The organism is Paracoccus sp. (in: a-proteobacteria) (assembly GCF_046462195.1).
GTDB lineage: Bacteria > Pseudomonadota > Alphaproteobacteria > Rhodobacterales > Rhodobacteraceae > Paracoccus.
Map to the genome: position 1 here is coordinate 1 of NZ_JBKGUN010000281.1, position 15,893 is coordinate 15,893.

Below are 15,893 nucleotides of genomic sequence, written 5' to 3' on the forward strand. Positions count from 1 at the left end.
ATCCAGTCCAGCCGCGTGTCCTGGATCGCCCAGCCAAAGACAAAGGCCACCAGCAGCGCGCCCGTCAGCGCGGCAGACATCGCCCAGCCCTGCGCGTCCAGCGCCACGAAGTTCGACCGGATGCGGCGGTTGGCACGGCGGTTGTGGATGGCCATTCCGACCGCGACCATCAACACGATCGCGGCATAAAGAACCGCCTGCCCGAAATCCAGCTCGCGCCCTCCAGCCAGCAGGCTGCCAATTGCCGTGACAAGGGCATAAACCGCCGCCCCCGTCAGCAGCACCCCGTTCAGTCCCAAGACCATCGGTTCAAGGTGCCAGAACCCCATGGTGAAACGCTCGACCAGCCGCGCCTGGCGCCGTTCGGACAATCGCGCCGTGATCAGGGTCGAGACCAGCAACGCCACCGATGTCATCGAGGCATCTGTCAGCGAGTAGATGCCGTCAAAGACGATCGAGCTGGACCGGGAGGCAAGGCCCACGCCAATCCCGGCAGCGGCCACGACGAAGGTCATCGCGATCGACAGTTTCAAGACGGCCTGTTCGTTCATTCGGATCCTCTTTGCAGGCAAACGCTTTGTCGCTTCAACGGGTTGCAGGCTCGGACAACCCGGCGACCCAACGCAACATCTGGTCCCCGCCCGCGCCACCATGCTAAGGTCGCGGGGAACCGGGACAAGGGCGGGGAACAAGGATGGCGCTGATCCGGCTGTGGCTGTTCCTGTTCGTGCTGCAGCTGGTGTTCTATGTGGTCCTGCGCCTTTACGTCCGCTCGCGGCAGGTCGAGCGGCTGGAGAACCGGTGGGATGCGCGTCATCCTGACGGGGCGGGGAACACGGCGGCGCGGCGCGCGTTCGTCGCCAAGGCCATGACGGGCTTCAACCGGAGCCTGCGGGCGCGGCTGACGCTTCTGGTCTTTGTGCTGCCGACGCTGGCCGTTCTGGCCATCGTCATTCTGGTCAACTGGCAATAGGAGCTGCCGCACCATGTACTATGCACGCGCCGTCATCGGCGTCCTGTTCGGCGTGCTGATCTTTGCCATGCTGGACTATGCCTTGCCGTCCAAGAATACGGTCCGCATCAGCAACACCTACAACAGGCTCACCTCGATCCCGGCCTCGGCCTCGATCTTCTGGGCTTCCGACAGCACGGGAACGGTCGAGAACGCGCAAGGCCAGCGCGATGTCCGCTTCATCGACACGGTGCGTCCCGATGGCCGCGTCTTTGTTTACCGGAACGAGGATACCGGCTGGGTCTGGCCGCCTTACTTCAAGTACGACAGCGCGAACCTGCAGGCAGAGGCGAACAACCTGCAATCAACCTCGCGCGAGCCGATCTGGGTCAGCGTCACGGCCTATGGCTGGCGCATGCCGTGGATGTCGACCTATCCGAACGCCATTTCCATCAACACGGTCGCAGGCCCGGATGACCGGCCGTTGAACTGGGCCGCAATGGTGGTCTGCACCGTGCTGCTGGCCCTCCTGGCGCTGATCTGGCGCATGTGGGCGCAGTTCCGGCAGCGCGGGGTAGGGCGGATCGACAGGGGCAGGGCATGAGCAACCCTGGCACAGCGCTGCGCCTCGAATGGCTGGAAGGGCTGCGCATCAACACGCCCGCGGTTGAGCGGCGTGCCGCATCGCTCCCGACGCGGCGCAGCCTCAAGAAGGATCATCAGGCCGCTTGGCTGCTGAACGCGGTGCGCTGCATCGACCTGACGACGCTTGCGGGCGATGACACGCCCGACCGGGTCGCGCGGCTCTGCGCCAAGGCCCGTCAGCCCGTTGCGGCCGACCTGCTGGAGGCCATGGGTGTCAATGGCCTGACCACCGGCGCCGTTTGCGTCTACCCGACGATGGTCGCTCCTGCCAAGCGCGCACTGGGCGACAGCGGCATTCCGGTGGCCAGCGTCGCCACCGGCTTTCCCGCCGGCCTGATGCCCCTGGACCTTCGCCTGGCCGAAATCCGTTACGCGGTCGAACAGGGCGCGGACGAGATCGACATCGTCATCACCCGTGCCCACGCACTGCGCGGCGACTGGGCCGCGCTTTATGACGAATTGCGGGCGATGCGCGATGCTTGCGGGTCCGCGCGGATGAAGGCGATCCTGGCCACGGGGGATCTGAAGTCGCTGGAAACGGTTGCCCGGGCCAGCCATGTCGCCATGCAGGCGGGGGCCGACTGGATCAAGACCTCCACCGGGAAGGAAGGCGTGAATGCCACCCTGGTTGTCAGTCTGGTCATGGTGCGCTGCATCCGCGACTTTCATGCGCGGACCGGCATCAAGGTTGGCTTCAAGCCCGCGGGCGGGTTGCGCACGGCCAAGGATGCCATCAGCTGGCAGGTCCTGATGGCCGAGGAACTGGGCCGCGACTGGCTGCGCCCCGAGCTGTTCCGCATCGGCGCAAGCTCGCTTCTGGGCGATATCGAGCGCCAGATCAGCCACCATGTCACGGGCCGTTATGCTGCCGCCCACCGTCAAGCGATTGCCTGAGGACCCGATGAGCCGAGTGAGCGAGATCATGGAAACGATGGAATACGGGCCGTCGCTCGAAGACAGCAGCGCCGTGCGCGACTGGCTGTCGACGCGCCAGCGCTTTGGCCATTTCATCGGCGGCAGCTTCATCGAACCCGGGGAAACATTCGAAACCCGCGATCCTGCGACCGGCGATGTCCTGGCGCATGTCAGCCAGGGGACCAAGGCGGACATCGCCGCTGCGGTTGCTGCCGCACGGGAGGCGCAGGGGCCTTGGGCGGCACTGGACGGGACAACGCGGGCACGCCATCTTTATGCGCTGGCCCGGCATGTGCAAAAGCGAGAGCGTTTCCTTTCGGTTCTGGAAAGCCTGGACAACGGCAAGCCGATCTGCGAAGCGCGCGACATCGACGTGCAGCTGGTGGTGCGCCATTTCTATCACCACGCAGGATGGGCAGAACTGCGCGATGACCGCTTTCCGGGGCGCGCGCCTCTCGGGGTCTGCGGGCAGATCATCCCATGGAACTTTCCCCTGTTGATGCTGGCCTGGAAGGTGGCACCAGCACTGGCGGCCGGCAACACCGTGGTGTTGAAGCCTGCGGAATACACGCCGCTGACCGCCTTGGCCTTTGCCGAGATCTGCAGGGAGGCCGGCTTGCCGGCGGGCGTGTTGAATATCGTCACCGGCGACGGCGCGACAGGGGCAGCCTTGGTGGGCGCGCCAGTGAACAAGATCGCCTTTACAGGCTCGACGGAAGTCGGGCGCGGCATTGCGGCGGCACTGGCGGGAACGGGACGCAAGCTGACACTGGAACTCGGCGGCAAATCTCCCTTTGTCGTGATGGACGATGCCGATCTGGACGCCGCGGTCGAGGGTGTCGTGGACAGCATCTGGTTCAACCAGGGCCAGGTCTGTTGCGCAGGGTCGCGCATCCTGGTGGCCGAGTCCGTGGCGGAACGGTTCGAAACGCTGCTGCAGGCGCGCATGGCACGGTTGCGGGTCGGGACGCCCTTGGACAAGTCCACTGATATCGGCGCCATCGTTGATCCCGTCCAGAAGGCCCGCATCCTGTCGATCTGTCAGGCGGCAGTGGACCAAGGGGCGGAACTGGTGGGTGGCCAGCCGCAGAAGGACTGCTTCGTCGCACCCGGCTATCTGCGTAACATCGCCCCTGCCAATCTCGGCATGAGCGACGAGATCTTTGGTCCGATTGCCACGTTGTCGAGTTTTCGCACGGCCGATGAGGCGGTGGAGTTGGCCAACAACACGCGCTATGGGCTCGCCGCATCGGTGTGGTCCGAAAGCGCAAGCGTGGCGACAGACATGGCATCGCGGATCAAGGCGGGGATCGTCTGGATCAACGGCGCCAACATGTTCGATGCTGCGGCCCCCTTTGGGGGCATGCGCGAAAGCGGCTATGGCCGCGAAGGCGGGCGGATTGGAATGCTGGATTATCTGGCCGAGCCGATGACCCCGCTGGCCGAGCCTGCACCCAAGGTTCCCGCGGTCACCATCGGGGATGCGCCGGTGGCAGGGAATGGGGTCGACCGGACGGCCAAGCTTTACATTGGTGGCACACAGAAACGCCCGGATGGCGGCGGAAGCTATGCCGTGCCGGGCGGCTTGGCCCCCTTGGGCAGCCGCAAGGACGTCCGCAATGCGGTCGAAGCTGCCGCCAAGGCCGGCAAATGGGCGGCCATGGGCGGCCACGGGCGTGCGCAGGTGCTTTACTTTCTGGCCGAGAACCTGTCCGCCCACGCTGACGCATTTGCCGCAAGGGTCGGTCAGGCCGAGACCGATGCCGCGCTTGCAAGGATCTTCCATTATGCCGCTTGGGCGGACAAGTTTGACGGCACCACGGTTCAGGCGCGACCCGGGCATCTCGTCAACGTTCTGCCCGAACCCTTCGGCATCATCGGCATCGCCTGTCCCAACAGGCAGCCTTTGGTCGGGTTTCTGTCACTGATCCTGCCCGCGATCGCGATGGGCAACAGCGTGGTGGCCATTCCCGCGCAGGATGATCCTCTGGCCGTCATTGACCTGTGTCAGGTCTTTGACAGTTCGGACCTGCCTGTAGGCGTCGTGAACGTCGTGACAGGCCCGCGCGATGATCTCGCGCTGCATCTGGCCAAGCATGACGAGGTGGCCGCCCTCTGGTATTGCGGCCAGCCCGAAGGTCGTGCCGCCGTTGATCGCGCAGCCTGCGGCAATCTCAAGCCTGTATGGTCTCCGGTCTGCCATGATTGGACAGCCAGAAATGCGCAGGGGGAAACCTTCCTGCAACATGCCACCCGGACCAAGACGATCTGGCTGCCTCATGGTGCCTTGCCTTCCGCCGGCGGGGGAGGCGCCTACTGAAAAACAGGCCGGCCGTCTTGGGGCAAAAGGACCGCTCCGCCATACATATATTAGCCTTGGAAGCGTATCCTTGTGATTGCGCGAAGGCCCTGAAATGAATTAGCTTCAGCGTCAGCCTTTCAACTTCGAGTAGCGCAGTTGCATATCGACTCTCGTATGAATCTCCCGACTGCCCAAGGTCCTGCCGCCCCTTCGATCTGGAACATCGACGTCTGTACGCTTCCTTCGGTTCGACGCCGTGGCAGCATCTGCGCGGCAGCGATCGATGCGTTGACGCATCTGATCGGCGACAAGGGTTCTGTCCCCCAACTTGGCGAGGTGGCGGCCCATATCGGGGTTCCGCTTGCGGATCTGGAGGCGATCGTCCCCAGCGTCGAGGCGCTGATGGTCAAGATGGCGGAAAATGCCATGGTGCTGCTGCATCATGCCTGCGTGCAATCTATTGCTCAAGCCAGCAGCGACGATCCGGTCGAACAGTTCGTCGCTCTGGCTGACGGCTATCTTGAATGGGGCTATCGCTATCCGCGCGAGTTTCGCATCATCGGGGCCATGCCGGCCGCTGATTTCCAGAGCAATCAGAAGCTGTTGCGATACGAAGAATCGATCCGGGAGTTGATGCTGAGGATCCTGAAGCGTGGCCAGGCGCGTTCCACCATTCCCCAGAGCCTTGATGTCCAGACCTTTATTGCCATAGCGCAGACTTATGCCTTCGGTGTGGTCACGCTGATGCTGCTCGGGGATCTGTCGCGATGGAATTCGGGTCTGCCGCCGCGTGAAGCCGCGCGCTTGAACCTTCGAACGTTCATCAACCAGTTCCTGAACCGCACCGAAACCCCCTGCTGATCCGCTCTGGCCAAGCCGCCGATCCTGTCTGATGACAAATGCTTCAGGAACAGACGGACGATTGATCAGTTAGACCTCTTCGTCAACCAAGAGGGGAACAGATGGGCCGCGTGACGTTCACCCTTGATGGCGCGGGGCCTTTCGAGGGAACCATGTCCTTCAGTACCATCGGCGATGGGGAGGTTCAGTTCATCGGCATTCCCCTGCATGCGCTGGATGTGAGCAGGTATCATGTCATTGCCATAACACCCGACGCCGACGAAAGCTTTGTTGCGCCCGTCCTGCAGATCGTTACGGAACAAAGCCCAGCTGATGAACAGAACCGCACGATGTCAGGCTTTGTCCAGTTCGAGACGCTGTAGCAGCAGCGTTCAGGTCAGGATGCCTTCAACCCCCACCAATACCGGTCGTGACCTTGCCGGTCCCGCCGCACTCGGGGCACTCCTCCCCGTCGACCTTTCCACTGCCGTTGCATTCCCGGCAGATGTTCTCGCCTGCGCCTGGTGCGTCCGGGGGCACCTGGTCGGGATTGGGATCGTCGCTCATGTCTTGTCCTCCTGATTGCTTGTGGAATTCAACCAGTGGGGGGAGGCATTGTTCCCGAAGGCGGCTCAGGCGCGGGCATGGTCCTCGACGCTGCCTGAGACAGGGCGGTGGTGCGGACGGCGACAATCACGGACAAAGCCATGATCGGCAGGCTTTAGTGTCCTTTACCTGTTCAAACCCGAGCATTCCGCACTGTGGGGTGTCCCGTTCCGCGCAGCGGGGTAACGAAACCCATCGTGCCCGCCGCCCCTCTCATATGAAACGTCCGAACCTACTCCCCCCGATTGCATGACCGCTGCAGAGTGCCGCGCGCCGACCTGTGCGGCCTGCTGGCGCTCGGGTTGGTTCGGATGCCGAAGATGGCGAAGTGACTGACAGCATTTGACAACATTACCCATGCTATCTGCCCAATCCCGCAAGGTCAGGGTTCGAAGGTTGTCGCATACAACGGCTCATGAACTGTGGGCGTTAGTGCTTTTCAGTCATTGAGGATTGGCACACGGGAAGCTGAACTTGCTGCTAATGGGGTCCGAAGCGCTTCCATCCCCCGGGAGGGCGGCCTGTACCTCCAGCCTGTCAGCATAGCGGGAAGGCCATTTCTTCAATGCCGCAGGGCTCAGCAAAGATCCACCTTTCGGCTTCCTAATGTTTTGCTGAGGGCAGCAAGCTACTGAATCAAAGCAGCAACAATTACGCAGGGATCGATTCGGGTATGAAGCTCGCACTAGAACCCATCATCCCTTTCATCATAAGAGAACAGGAAAGATGGTGCGGACGGCGGGACTTGAACCCGCACTTCCATTCGGAAAACAGATTTTCATACCACTTCGACTTTCGCCGCCGCCCGAAAGAGGGCGTTCGTGGTCTGGACTATCCCTTCGCCATGGCCGTCAAAGGCTTTAGGCGCCGCCCGTCTAGTCTCTACACCTTTCCCCTTTCGGGGACTTGGCTCGGGATTGGCACGGAGAAGGATCTCCAGAGCTTTCCCCGAATTTGAGCGGTTCTGCACCGGCAGTTTCCGGCCGGGCACTCCAAATCTTAAAGTCTGCTGCGTCTACCGATTTCGCCACGTCCGCGTCACCTGCCCCCATATCGCAGGACCGAAGGCTTTGGGCAAGCGGCTCGGCGCGACATTCATGACAAGAAACGGAACTGCCACCTGATTGGCAGGTTGAGCCGCGCACCGGTAACAGGAGGGCACCATGTCCCGGATCAGCCAGACGCAGGGCGAAGGCGGCGAACTGCACCAGCGGGGCGGCGAAACCTTGACCACGAATCAGGGAATTCCCGTTTCGGACAATCAGAACAGCCTCAAGGCAGGGCGTCGTGGGCCGACGCTGCTGGAGGATTTTGTTCTGCGCGAAAAGATCTTTCATTTCGATCACGAACGCATTCCGGAGCGGATCGTCCATGCGCGCGGTTCGGGGGCACATGGTTATTTCGAGTGCACCGACCCCATTCCCGAACTGACCCGCGCGTCGTTGTTCTCCAAGCCGGGCCGGGTGCCCGTGTTCACGCGCTTCTCGACGGTGGCTGGCGGTGCGGGCAGCGTGGACACGCCGCGGGACGTGCGCGGCTTTGCCGTCAAGTTCTATACCGAGGAAGGCAACTGGGATCTGGTGGGCAACGACATCCCGGTCTTCTTCATCCAGGACGCGATGAAGTTTCCCGATCTTGTCCATGCCGTAAAGATGGAGGCCGACCGCGGTTATCCGCAGGCGGCCAGTGCGCATGACACCTTCTGGGATTTCATCTCGCTGATGCCGGAATCCATGCACATGATCATGTGGGCAATGTCCGACCGCGGCATCCCGCGCAGCCTGCGCATGATCGAGGGGTTCGGCATCCACACCTTCCGTCTCGTGAACGACGAAGGACGATCGACCTTTGTCAAGTTCCATTGGAAGCCGCGGTTGGGCCTGCAAAGCCAGGTCTGGAACGAGGCCGTCAAGACGGCGGGTGCTAACCAAGACTATCACCGGCAGGACCTGTGGGAGGCGATCGAGGCCGGCGACTATCCGGAATGGGATCTGGGCATCCAGACCTTTGACGCCGAATGGGCGGCCCGGCAGCCTTATGACGTGCTTGATGCGACCAAACTGATTCCCGAAGAGGACATTCCCGTCCGCATCATCGGAAAGCTGGTTCTGGATCGGAACCCGGATAACTTCTTCGCGGAAACCGAGCAGGTGGCCTTTTGTCCCGGCAACATTGTTCCCGGCATCGATTTCAGTGACGATCCGCTGCTGCAGGGACGGTTGTTCAGCTATCTGGACACGCAAAAATCGCGCCTTGGAATGACCAATTTCCATCAGCTGCCCATCAACGCCCCGAAATGCCCGATGCACAACTTTCAGCGCGACGGGATGATGCAGATGGCCGTGCCGCGGGGGCGCGCGAATTACGAACCCAACAGCCTTGAGGAGGCGGGCGAGGATCCGGGACCCCGCGCCAGCGAAAGGGGATTCGCCACCTACCGGTCGATGACCGACCTGGGCAACCAGCCGGACCAGAAACTGCGCCTGCGCCCTGAACTGTTCGGCGACCATTACAGCCAGGCGCGGATGTTCTATCGCAGCCAGACCGAAGTGGAGCAGCGCCACATTGCGGACGCCCTGACCTTCGAGTTGTCCAAGGTCGATCTGGGCCACGTGATCCAGCGTGTTCTGGGCCATCTGCGGGTCATCGACGAGGATCTGGCCGAAATGGTGGCCGAGGGTCTGGCCGAGGATCTTCCGGAAGCGGCCGTGCCTTTTCGGGAGCCTGTCGACATGCCCCCTTCGGACGCGCTGTCGATTGCGAAAAGCGCCAAGTACACGCTCAAGGGCCGCAAGGTCGGTATCCTGCTGGGCGACGGCGGCGACATGTCCAAAGTCGAGGCGCTGAAGGCGGCTGTCGAGGCAGAGGGCGGAACCACGGTGCTGATCGCCAAGGAGCGGGGCAAGGCCGAGGCGCAGTTGGCAGGTTCGCCCTCCGTCCTGTTCGATGCGGTGGCGCTGGTCCTGTCCCCAGAGGATGCGGCAAGGTTCGCCAAGTACAAACCCGCGATCGACTTTGTCTCGGATGCCTTCGCCCATATGAAGGCCATCGGGGCGGATGCGTCCGCAACGGCACTGCTGATGGCGGCCGGGGTCGAAAAGGACGAAGGCGTTCCGGCGCTGGAGCCCGAGACCTTTGTCGCGGCAGCGTCACGTCGTTATTATGCCCGCGAGGCTGCCCTCTGGTAGCAGGAAGCCCCGGGCTTGCCAGGGCATCCGTCACGTCATGAAGACAGGAGGGGCGTCAGGTCCTTCTGTCAGCCATAGCTCCGGGTCGGGCGATCAAAGACCTTTCGGCCCATCAGGCTGCCTACCAGGTCGACCATCAGCTTGGCCGTGCGTCCCCTTTCATCCAGAAAGGGGTTCAGTTCGACCAGATCAAGCGATGTGACGAGATCGGACTCGTGCAACAGTTCCATCACCAGATGCGCTTCGCGGAAGGTGGCACCGCCCGGAACGGTCGTGCCCACGGCAGGCGCGATCGATGGGTCCAGGAAATCTACATCCAGGCTGACATGCAGCAGGCCGTCGGCGGACCTGACCTTGTCGAGGAAGGTGCGCAGGGGGGCCACGATGCCCTGTTCGTCCAGCACGCGCATGTCGTTCACCGTGATGTCGGTCGGCTGCATCGCCGCCAGTTCTGCCGGATCGACGCTGCGGATGCCGAACATGCAGATGTTCTCGCCGGGAATGGGGGCAGGGAAGGGCGGAAACGGGTCGAATCCCGGAAGACCATTGGCATAGGCCATCGGCGTTCCATGCAGGTTGCCCGAGGTGGTCGTGGCCACCGTGTGAAAGTCGCTGTGCGCATCCAGCCAGATCACGAACTGGGGCCGTCCCGCGCGGGCGGCATGGGCGGCGATGCCCGCGACCGTGCCAAGCGCCAGCGAATGATCCCCGCCCATGATGATGGGCAGGCCGTCGGGCAGGGCTGCCTCGGTCGCCTGCCACAGGGCACGGGTCCAGGCGATGGTTTCCGGCAGGTGGTGGACGACAGGGTTGCCGCAGGTCTCGGAACCCAAGGGGGCGGGGCTGACATCGCCGCGATCCTCGACACTATGTCCAAGGGCTGAAAGGGTGCCGGCAAGTCCGGCGGTCCGATAGGCGGCGGGCCCCATCAGGCAGCCGGGGCGGCGCTGCCCTTCGTCCACGGGGGCTCCGATCAGGATGCAATGGGTCATGGGCTTCCTTGCTGTGGTTGCCCGAATAAACCCGCCCGGTCGAAGAAAGTCCACCGACCGGGCGTTTCTCCATCAGAAGTTGGTGGTCAGTCCCAACCACAGCCTGCGGCCTTCGCCTTCGGTGCTGTTGGATGCGGTCGTGACCTTGCGGTCCAGCACGTTGTAGAGGGCACCGTTCAGCGAAACATGCTCGCTCACCTGATAATCCACGCCCAAGTCGACCGTCAGATAGGACGCGTATTCATAGGCGATCGCAGTGCCTTCATCGTCATAGGCATAGGGGGTGCCGTTCGTGCCGATCCGCGCGCCGGCAGCCACCTCGCGCCCGTGATAGTTGACCGACGTCCAGGCGCCGAGGCCCGTCAGGGGGGTCGTCCAGTCTGCCGTCACGCTGGCCATGTGGCGCGGCGTCCGCTCCAGCGGCAGGCCGGCATAAGCGCCGGCCTTCTGCTCCGAATCCGTGAAACTGTAGCTGGCACGCAGGGTCAGGTCCGGCGTCGCATCCCATTCGCCGGTCAGTTCGACGCCCTGCAGGCGCGCTTCGCCGACATTGTACCATTCCCACCGGTTGTATCCTTGGCCCCTGAGAGTGACGCGCTCTGCCGTCTTGGCGCTTTCGATCTTGTTGTCGAAATCGGTGCGAAACAGGGTCGCGCCGACCTGCCACCCACTGGCGGAATACAGGGCCGCCAGTTCGTAGCTGGTGCTTTCCTCAGGCTTCAGGTTCGGGTTCGAGACGATGACGCCAGCGCCCCGTTCGGTCGTGTAATAATAGCCCGGCACGATCGAGCGCAGGTCCGGCGCGCGGAAGCCTGTCGAAACGCCGCCCTTGACCGTCAGGCCGGGCGTCGCGTTCCAGACCGCATACGCGCGCGGCGTCACGTGGCTGCCGAATTCCCTGTGATCATTCAGCCGCGTTCCCAGCGTCAAGGCAAGATCGTCGCGCAGGCGCCACTCATCCTCGGCAAAGACCGCCCATTGAGAGGTCGAAAAGGAATAGGTGCGACCGTCTGCCAGACCGGGGTTCTGGTCCTTCAGCCCGGTCCGGTTCAGCTGCCCGCCAAGGACCAGGGTGTGGCTGCCCTTCCATTCCAGGGGCGCCGTGAACTTGGCGTCATAAACGGTGTTCGTCACTTCGGGGCTGCGGTCGTTTGGCGACAGGCCCACGGCGCCGTTGCCGGACGAGGTTTTGCGCTGCCCCACCTCGCGCAGGACCGACAGGTCGGTCGTCAGGCCCGCCCACTGGCCGGAATAGGACAGCGAGGCATGATCGCGGGTGTTTTCCTGCAGGCTGTCGTTCTGCGGCGTTCCCCGGAAATCGAATTCCGGGATGGTGCGTCCGACGCGGCCCAGATCCTCGATGGTGCTGCGGCCGCCTTCCAGATGGAAGACATGATCGGGGTCGGGGGTCCAGCTGAGCCGGGCATTCAGATCGGTCAGCTCGCGGTCGCGCAAACCGTCGACAACCCGCGCCTCCGAACGGTCAAAGCGGCGGCCCCAGACCTGCAGCCCCAGCTGATCGGCAATCAGCGGCCCGCTGCCATAAAAGGACAGCTGGCGCGAACCGGCGTCCTTGCCATGTTCGGGCACCGTCGCCTCGGCGGTCATCGAACCGGTCCAGCGATCGGCCACCGGCCTGGTGATGATGTTGATCACGCCACCCATCGCATCCGAGCCATAAAGCGAGGACATCGGCCCGCGCACGACCTCGATCCGGTCGATGGCCGCGACGGGCGGGATGAAGCTTTGTTCGATCCCGGCGCTGCCGTTGGTGCGCGATTCCCGCGTCGTCTGGCGTTTTCCGTCCACCAGGATCAACGTGTACTGGCCTGACAGGCCGCGGATATAGATATCTTGCTCGTTCGCGATGTCGGTTGTGGCCACGCCCTGCACATCGCGCAGTGCATCCGTCAGGCTGGTGACATTGCGTCGGGCCAGTTCTTCGCCCGAGATGACCGAGATGCTGGCCGGGGCGTCCGCAATGTTCTGCTCGAACCCCGAGGCAGTGATGACGATCTCGTCCAGCAGAATGGGATTGGCCGCGTTCTGGGCAAGGCTGGCACTGGCGCTGGTCAAAGCAGTCAAAGTCAGCAAGGCAGCCCGGACGGGGCGCGAGACATGCAAGATGGGCGCAGAAAGATGCGGCATGGGAGTGTCCTCGGCGGGAAGGAATTTCTGCCTGGGACACAGCCAGAGGAAAGCTGCTTACCTTGGTGATTTCATCGAGTTATCCGTGACGCCACCCGAGGACAAGGCTGCCCCCGGGTGCTTCATCACTTGTGGCGTTTCCGCAACAGAAGCCTCAAGTGCGGACGCCGCTGAAGCGTTCCTCCCATTGGGTGCGGCTGTCGTCATCGATCTTGGCAAAAAGCACCTCGGGGACGATGAAGGCATGACCGGCCTCCAAGGCGGACAAGGCGGCTGTCACATCGTCCGGCCATGGCGCATCGGTCACCGCCATGCCATCCAGCATCGCGCGCGCGGCGAAGGGAATGAAGGGTGCCGACAGGATGGCGTAAAGGCGCACAAGGTTCAGACCCATCCGGACCTGCATCGCGGCCTTTTCGGGATCGGTCTTGAAAACGGTCCAGGGGGCGGCTGACTGAAGGTATTCATTGCCCAGCACCCAGATGGCACGCAATTCGGCCGCCGACTTGCGGACCTCCATCGCGGCCAGATTGCCTTCATAAGCGCGGATGCGGGCGGTCAGTGCCTGGATCAGCGCGTCTTCGATGGGACCATAAGCGGGGCCTTCAGGGACCATTTCCCCGAATTTCGACCGGCAGAACTTGGTGATGCGGCTGACGAAATTACCCAGCACATCAGCCAGATCCTTGTTCACGGATTGCTGGAAATTTTCCCAAGTGAATTCGCTGTCGCCCGATTCCGGGGCGTGGGACAGCAGCCACCAGCGCCAGTAATCGGCCGGCAGGATGTCCAGCGCGTGATCCATGAAGACACCGCGCCCCTGCGAGGTGCTGAACTGGCCACCCTGATAATTCAGGTAATTGAAGGACTTGATGTAATCGACCATCTTCCAGGGCTCGGCCGATCCGATCAGCGTGGCCGGAAAGGACAACGTGTGGAAGGGAACGTTGTCCTTGCCCATGAACTGGGTATAGGTCACGTCACCGGCCCCCTCATCCAGACGCCACCAGCGGCGCCAGTCGGCATCCGGGCGGCCATGAGCGTCGGCCCATTCTGCGGTAACGGCGATATATTCGATGGGCGCATCGAACCAGACATAGAAGACCTTGCCCTCCATCCCCGGCCATTCCTGATCGCCGCGCTTCACGGGCACGCCCCAGTCGAGGTCGCGGGTGATGCCGCGATCCTGCAGCCCCTCGCCGTCGTTCAGCCATTTCTTCGCGATCGAGGTGGTCAGGATGGGCCAGTCGGTCTTGCTGTCAATCCAGGCGGCAATCTCGCCCTTCAGGGCAGACTGGCGCAGATAAAGGTGCTTGGTCTGACGCACCTCCAGATCGGTGGAGCCGCTGATCGCGCTGCGCGGCTCGATCAGGTCGGTCGGGTCCAGCTGCTTGGTGCAGTTCTCGCACTGGTCGCCGCGGGCCTTGTCATAGCCGCAGTTCGGGCAGGTGCCCTCGATATAACGGTCGGGCAGGAAGCGGCCGTCGGCATGGGAATAGATCTGCTTTTCCTCGACCTCGCGGATATACCCCTGATCGGCCAAGCGTCCGGCAAAATGCTGGGTCAGTGCGCGGTTGCGGTCGCTGGATGACCGACCGTAATGGTCGAAGGACAAACCGAACCCCTGCGCCAGCCGCGCCTGTTCGTCATGCATCCGCGCGCAATAATCGGCCACGGCCTCGCCGGTCTTGGCAGCCGCCAGTTCGGCCGGGGTGCCGTGTTCGTCGGTCGCGCAGAGGAACATCACCTCGTGCCCGCGCGCCCTCAGATAGCGCGCGTAAAGGTCGGCGGGCAGCTGCGAACCCACAAGGTTTCCCAGATGCTTGATGCCGTTGATATAAGGCAGTGCAGAGGTGATGAGGTGGCGGGCCATAAGATGCGTCCTTTGCGATCGGCGCATCTTTAGCCCCGATGCGCCAAAGATAAAAGTCTCGCATCGGGGGATCGGCCGGGCATCGGGCCCGGCCGCAACGGTCAGCGGCGATGCGACGGGCGGCTGCGCAGGACATAGATCGTGCCGCCCAGCAGCGCGCCGATCAGCCAAGCGTAACCCGACAGCTGGCTGAGGAACGGCACCCAGACTGCCGCCACGGAAAAGACCGCGGCGATGCCGAAGGCGACCAGCGCGTGATCGTTCCAGCCGTTGCCGTAATGGTAGATGCCGCCGTTCGGGTCATAAAGGTCCTTCAGGTCCAGCTGCTGGCGGCGAAGCAGGTAATAGTCTGCGATCAGGATTCCGTACAACGGCGCCAGCGTCGCCCCAAGCGTGTTGACGAACCCGTCGATCCCCACCTGGCTGATGAAGCTGGTCCACAGCCCGCCGATGAACAGGGCAAAGACCGATGTGATGATGCCCGCCATGCGGAAGCCGATCCGCGTGGGTGCAAGGTTCGCGATGCCGTTGACGGCCGGGATGAAGTTCGCGACCAGGTTGATGCCCACCGTTGCGGCAAAGAAGGTGATGGCGGCAATGATGGCCAGGATGACGCTGTCGGTCCGTTCCACGATTTCCGTCGGGTTGATCAGCGCCTCGCCGTAAACGACGGCGGCGCCGGCGGTGGTCAACAGCGCAAGCGCCGAGAACAGGATCATGTTCAGCGGCAGCCCGGTCAGGTTGCCAAGCGTCATCGCGCGCTTGTTGCGGGCAAAGCGCGAAAAGTCGCTGAAGTTGATCATCACCGCGGCGAAATAGGCGACCATCGTGCCGACGATCGCGATAAAGCCTGCCACCTCGGTGCCGAAGGTTCCTTCGGGATTGGCGAAGATGGTCTGGGCCTGCGCCAGCAACTGGCCGTCGGCGCGGTTCCACAGCACGATCACCAACCCGATCATCACCAGGTAGACAAAGGGGCCGGCGATGTTCAGGAAGGTTTCGACCCATCCCATGCCGCGCCAGAAGATCAGGATGTGGAAGACCCAGACCAGCAGGAAGGAGATCCAGTCCACGCTGGACAGCCCCATGATCGGTGCCCCGTCGGTGATGCCGGTCAGCGATCGGATCAGCAGGGCCAGCGCGGTCGAGGCGAAATAAACCTGCACCCCGTACCAGAAGACCGCCACGATGGCGCGCAGCAGGGCGGGCAGGCGGGCACCGTGCGTGCCCATGCTGGCGCGTGCGAAGACCGGATAAGGGATGCCATATTTCTCGCCCGCCGCACCGGACAGGTTGACCAGGAACATCACCAGAAGGCCGGCCGCGATCAATGCCGCAAAGGCGGTCCAGCCGCTGACGCCATAGGAGATGAAGAGCGAGGCCACGAGGCTGTAGCCGAACAACGACTGCACGTCATTGGCCCAGACGTTGA

General features: G+C 63.0%; 13 protein-coding genes and 1 tRNA gene. 7 read left to right on the top strand and 7 right to left on the bottom strand.

The window, feature by feature from the left end; all coding sequences use genetic code 11:
- Positions 1-551: cation transporter (locus ACLHHB_RS16965; protein ID WP_410219461.1), on the bottom strand; the 551-nt coding region annotated here is incomplete at its 3' end.
- 143 nt (positions 552-694) lie between these two features.
- Here ACLHHB_RS16965 and ACLHHB_RS16970 point away from each other — a divergent pair.
- From ACLHHB_RS16970 to ACLHHB_RS16995, 6 genes are all read left to right on the top strand, one after another.
- Positions 695-973 carry a hypothetical protein gene (locus ACLHHB_RS16970; protein WP_410219462.1) on the top strand — a complete coding sequence of 93 codons (279 nt, stop codon included), beginning with the start codon at positions 695-697 and terminating at the stop codon, positions 971-973.
- A 13-nt stretch (positions 974-986) separates the two neighbouring features.
- On the top strand, positions 987-1,556 hold the full coding sequence (locus ACLHHB_RS16975) for a DUF1523 family protein (RefSeq protein ID WP_410219463.1): 570 nt from the start codon (positions 987-989) through the stop codon (positions 1,554-1,556).
- Positions 1,553-2,491, top strand: a complete 939-nt coding sequence (gene deoC, locus ACLHHB_RS16980; RefSeq protein ID WP_410219464.1) for a deoxyribose-phosphate aldolase — start codon at positions 1,553-1,555, stop codon at positions 2,489-2,491. Before ACLHHB_RS16975 ends, deoC begins: the two co-directional genes overlap by 4 nt.
- 7 nt (positions 2,492-2,498) lie before the next feature.
- Positions 2,499-4,832, top strand: coding sequence for an aldehyde dehydrogenase family protein (locus ACLHHB_RS16985; RefSeq protein WP_410219465.1), 2,334 nt, complete (start codon positions 2,499-2,501; stop codon positions 4,830-4,832).
- A 270-nt stretch (positions 4,833-5,102) separates the two neighbouring features.
- The gene (locus ACLHHB_RS16990) at positions 5,103-5,675 is read left to right on the top strand and encodes a hypothetical protein (protein WP_410219466.1); all 573 of its coding nucleotides are present in this window, start codon (positions 5,103-5,105) and stop codon (positions 5,673-5,675) included.
- Between the two features lie 101 nt (positions 5,676-5,776).
- The gene (locus ACLHHB_RS16995) at positions 5,777-6,037 is read left to right on the top strand and encodes a hypothetical protein (RefSeq protein WP_410219467.1); all 261 of its coding nucleotides are present in this window, start codon (positions 5,777-5,779) and stop codon (positions 6,035-6,037) included.
- A gap of 25 nt (positions 6,038-6,062) precedes the next feature.
- Here ACLHHB_RS16995 and ACLHHB_RS17000 read toward each other — a convergent pair whose 3' ends face one another.
- A complete protein-coding gene (locus ACLHHB_RS17000) occupies positions 6,063-6,221 on the bottom strand; it encodes a hypothetical protein (protein WP_410219468.1) in 159 nt (52 codons plus the stop codon).
- A gap of 766 nt (positions 6,222-6,987) precedes the next feature.
- A tRNA-Leu gene (locus tag ACLHHB_RS17005) sits at positions 6,988-7,059 on the bottom strand.
- 364 nt (positions 7,060-7,423) lie between these two features.
- On the opposite strand from ACLHHB_RS17005, the gene ACLHHB_RS17010 reads away from it, so the two are divergent.
- Positions 7,424-9,448 (top strand): catalase, encoded by a 2,025-nt coding sequence (locus tag ACLHHB_RS17010; RefSeq protein WP_410219469.1) that lies wholly within the window; start codon positions 7,424-7,426, stop codon positions 9,446-9,448.
- 68 nt (positions 9,449-9,516) lie between these two features.
- On the opposite strand, the gene rocF is transcribed toward ACLHHB_RS17010, so the two are convergent.
- The 4 genes from rocF to ACLHHB_RS17030 form a co-directional block, all read right to left on the bottom strand.
- Complete coding sequence (gene rocF / locus ACLHHB_RS17015; protein WP_410219470.1) at positions 9,517-10,440, bottom strand: arginase; 924 nt, start codon at positions 10,438-10,440, stop codon at positions 9,517-9,519.
- A gap of 72 nt (positions 10,441-10,512) precedes the next feature.
- Entirely contained in the window at positions 10,513-12,588 is a 2,076-nt protein-coding gene (locus tag ACLHHB_RS17020) for a TonB-dependent receptor domain-containing protein (protein WP_410219471.1), read from the bottom strand.
- 154 nt (positions 12,589-12,742) lie between these two features.
- Positions 12,743-14,461 (bottom strand): methionine--tRNA ligase, encoded by a 1,719-nt coding sequence (metG, locus tag ACLHHB_RS17025; protein ID WP_410219472.1) that lies wholly within the window; start codon positions 14,459-14,461, stop codon positions 12,743-12,745.
- Between the two features lie 101 nt (positions 14,462-14,562).
- A partial coding sequence (locus tag ACLHHB_RS17030) for an NCS1 family nucleobase:cation symporter-1 (protein ID WP_410219473.1) occupies positions 14,563-15,893 on the bottom strand: 1,331 nt, incomplete at its 5' end.

What these genes read in the sequence shown, in the direction of transcription:
- ACLHHB_RS16995 (WP_410219467.1), top strand. Translation starts at nt 5,777, where the DNA reads ATGGGCCGCGTGACGTTCACCCTTGATGGCGCGGGGCCTTTCGAGGGA.
- ACLHHB_RS17010 (WP_410219469.1), top strand. Translation starts at nt 7,424, where the DNA reads ATGTCCCGGATCAGCCAGACGCAGGGCGAAGGCGGCGAACTGCACCAG.
- deoC (WP_410219464.1), top strand. Translation starts at nt 1,553, where the DNA reads ATGAGCAACCCTGGCACAGCGCTGCGCCTCGAATGGCTGGAAGGGCTG.
- ACLHHB_RS16985 (WP_410219465.1), top strand. Translation starts at nt 2,499, where the DNA reads ATGAGCCGAGTGAGCGAGATCATGGAAACGATGGAATACGGGCCGTCG.
- rocF (WP_410219470.1), bottom strand. Translation starts at nt 10,440, where the DNA reads ATGACCCATTGCATCCTGATCGGAGCCCCCGTGGACGAAGGGCAGCGC.
- ACLHHB_RS16975 (WP_410219463.1), top strand. Translation starts at nt 987, where the DNA reads ATGTACTATGCACGCGCCGTCATCGGCGTCCTGTTCGGCGTGCTGATC.
- ACLHHB_RS16970 (WP_410219462.1), top strand. Translation starts at nt 695, where the DNA reads ATGGCGCTGATCCGGCTGTGGCTGTTCCTGTTCGTGCTGCAGCTGGTG.
- ACLHHB_RS17020 (WP_410219471.1), bottom strand. Translation starts at nt 12,588, where the DNA reads ATGCCGCATCTTTCTGCGCCCATCTTGCATGTCTCGCGCCCCGTCCGG.
- metG (WP_410219472.1), bottom strand. Translation starts at nt 14,461, where the DNA reads ATGGCCCGCCACCTCATCACCTCTGCACTGCCTTATATCAACGGCATC.
- ACLHHB_RS17000 (WP_410219468.1), bottom strand. Translation starts at nt 6,221, where the DNA reads ATGAGCGACGATCCCAATCCCGACCAGGTGCCCCCGGACGCACCAGGC.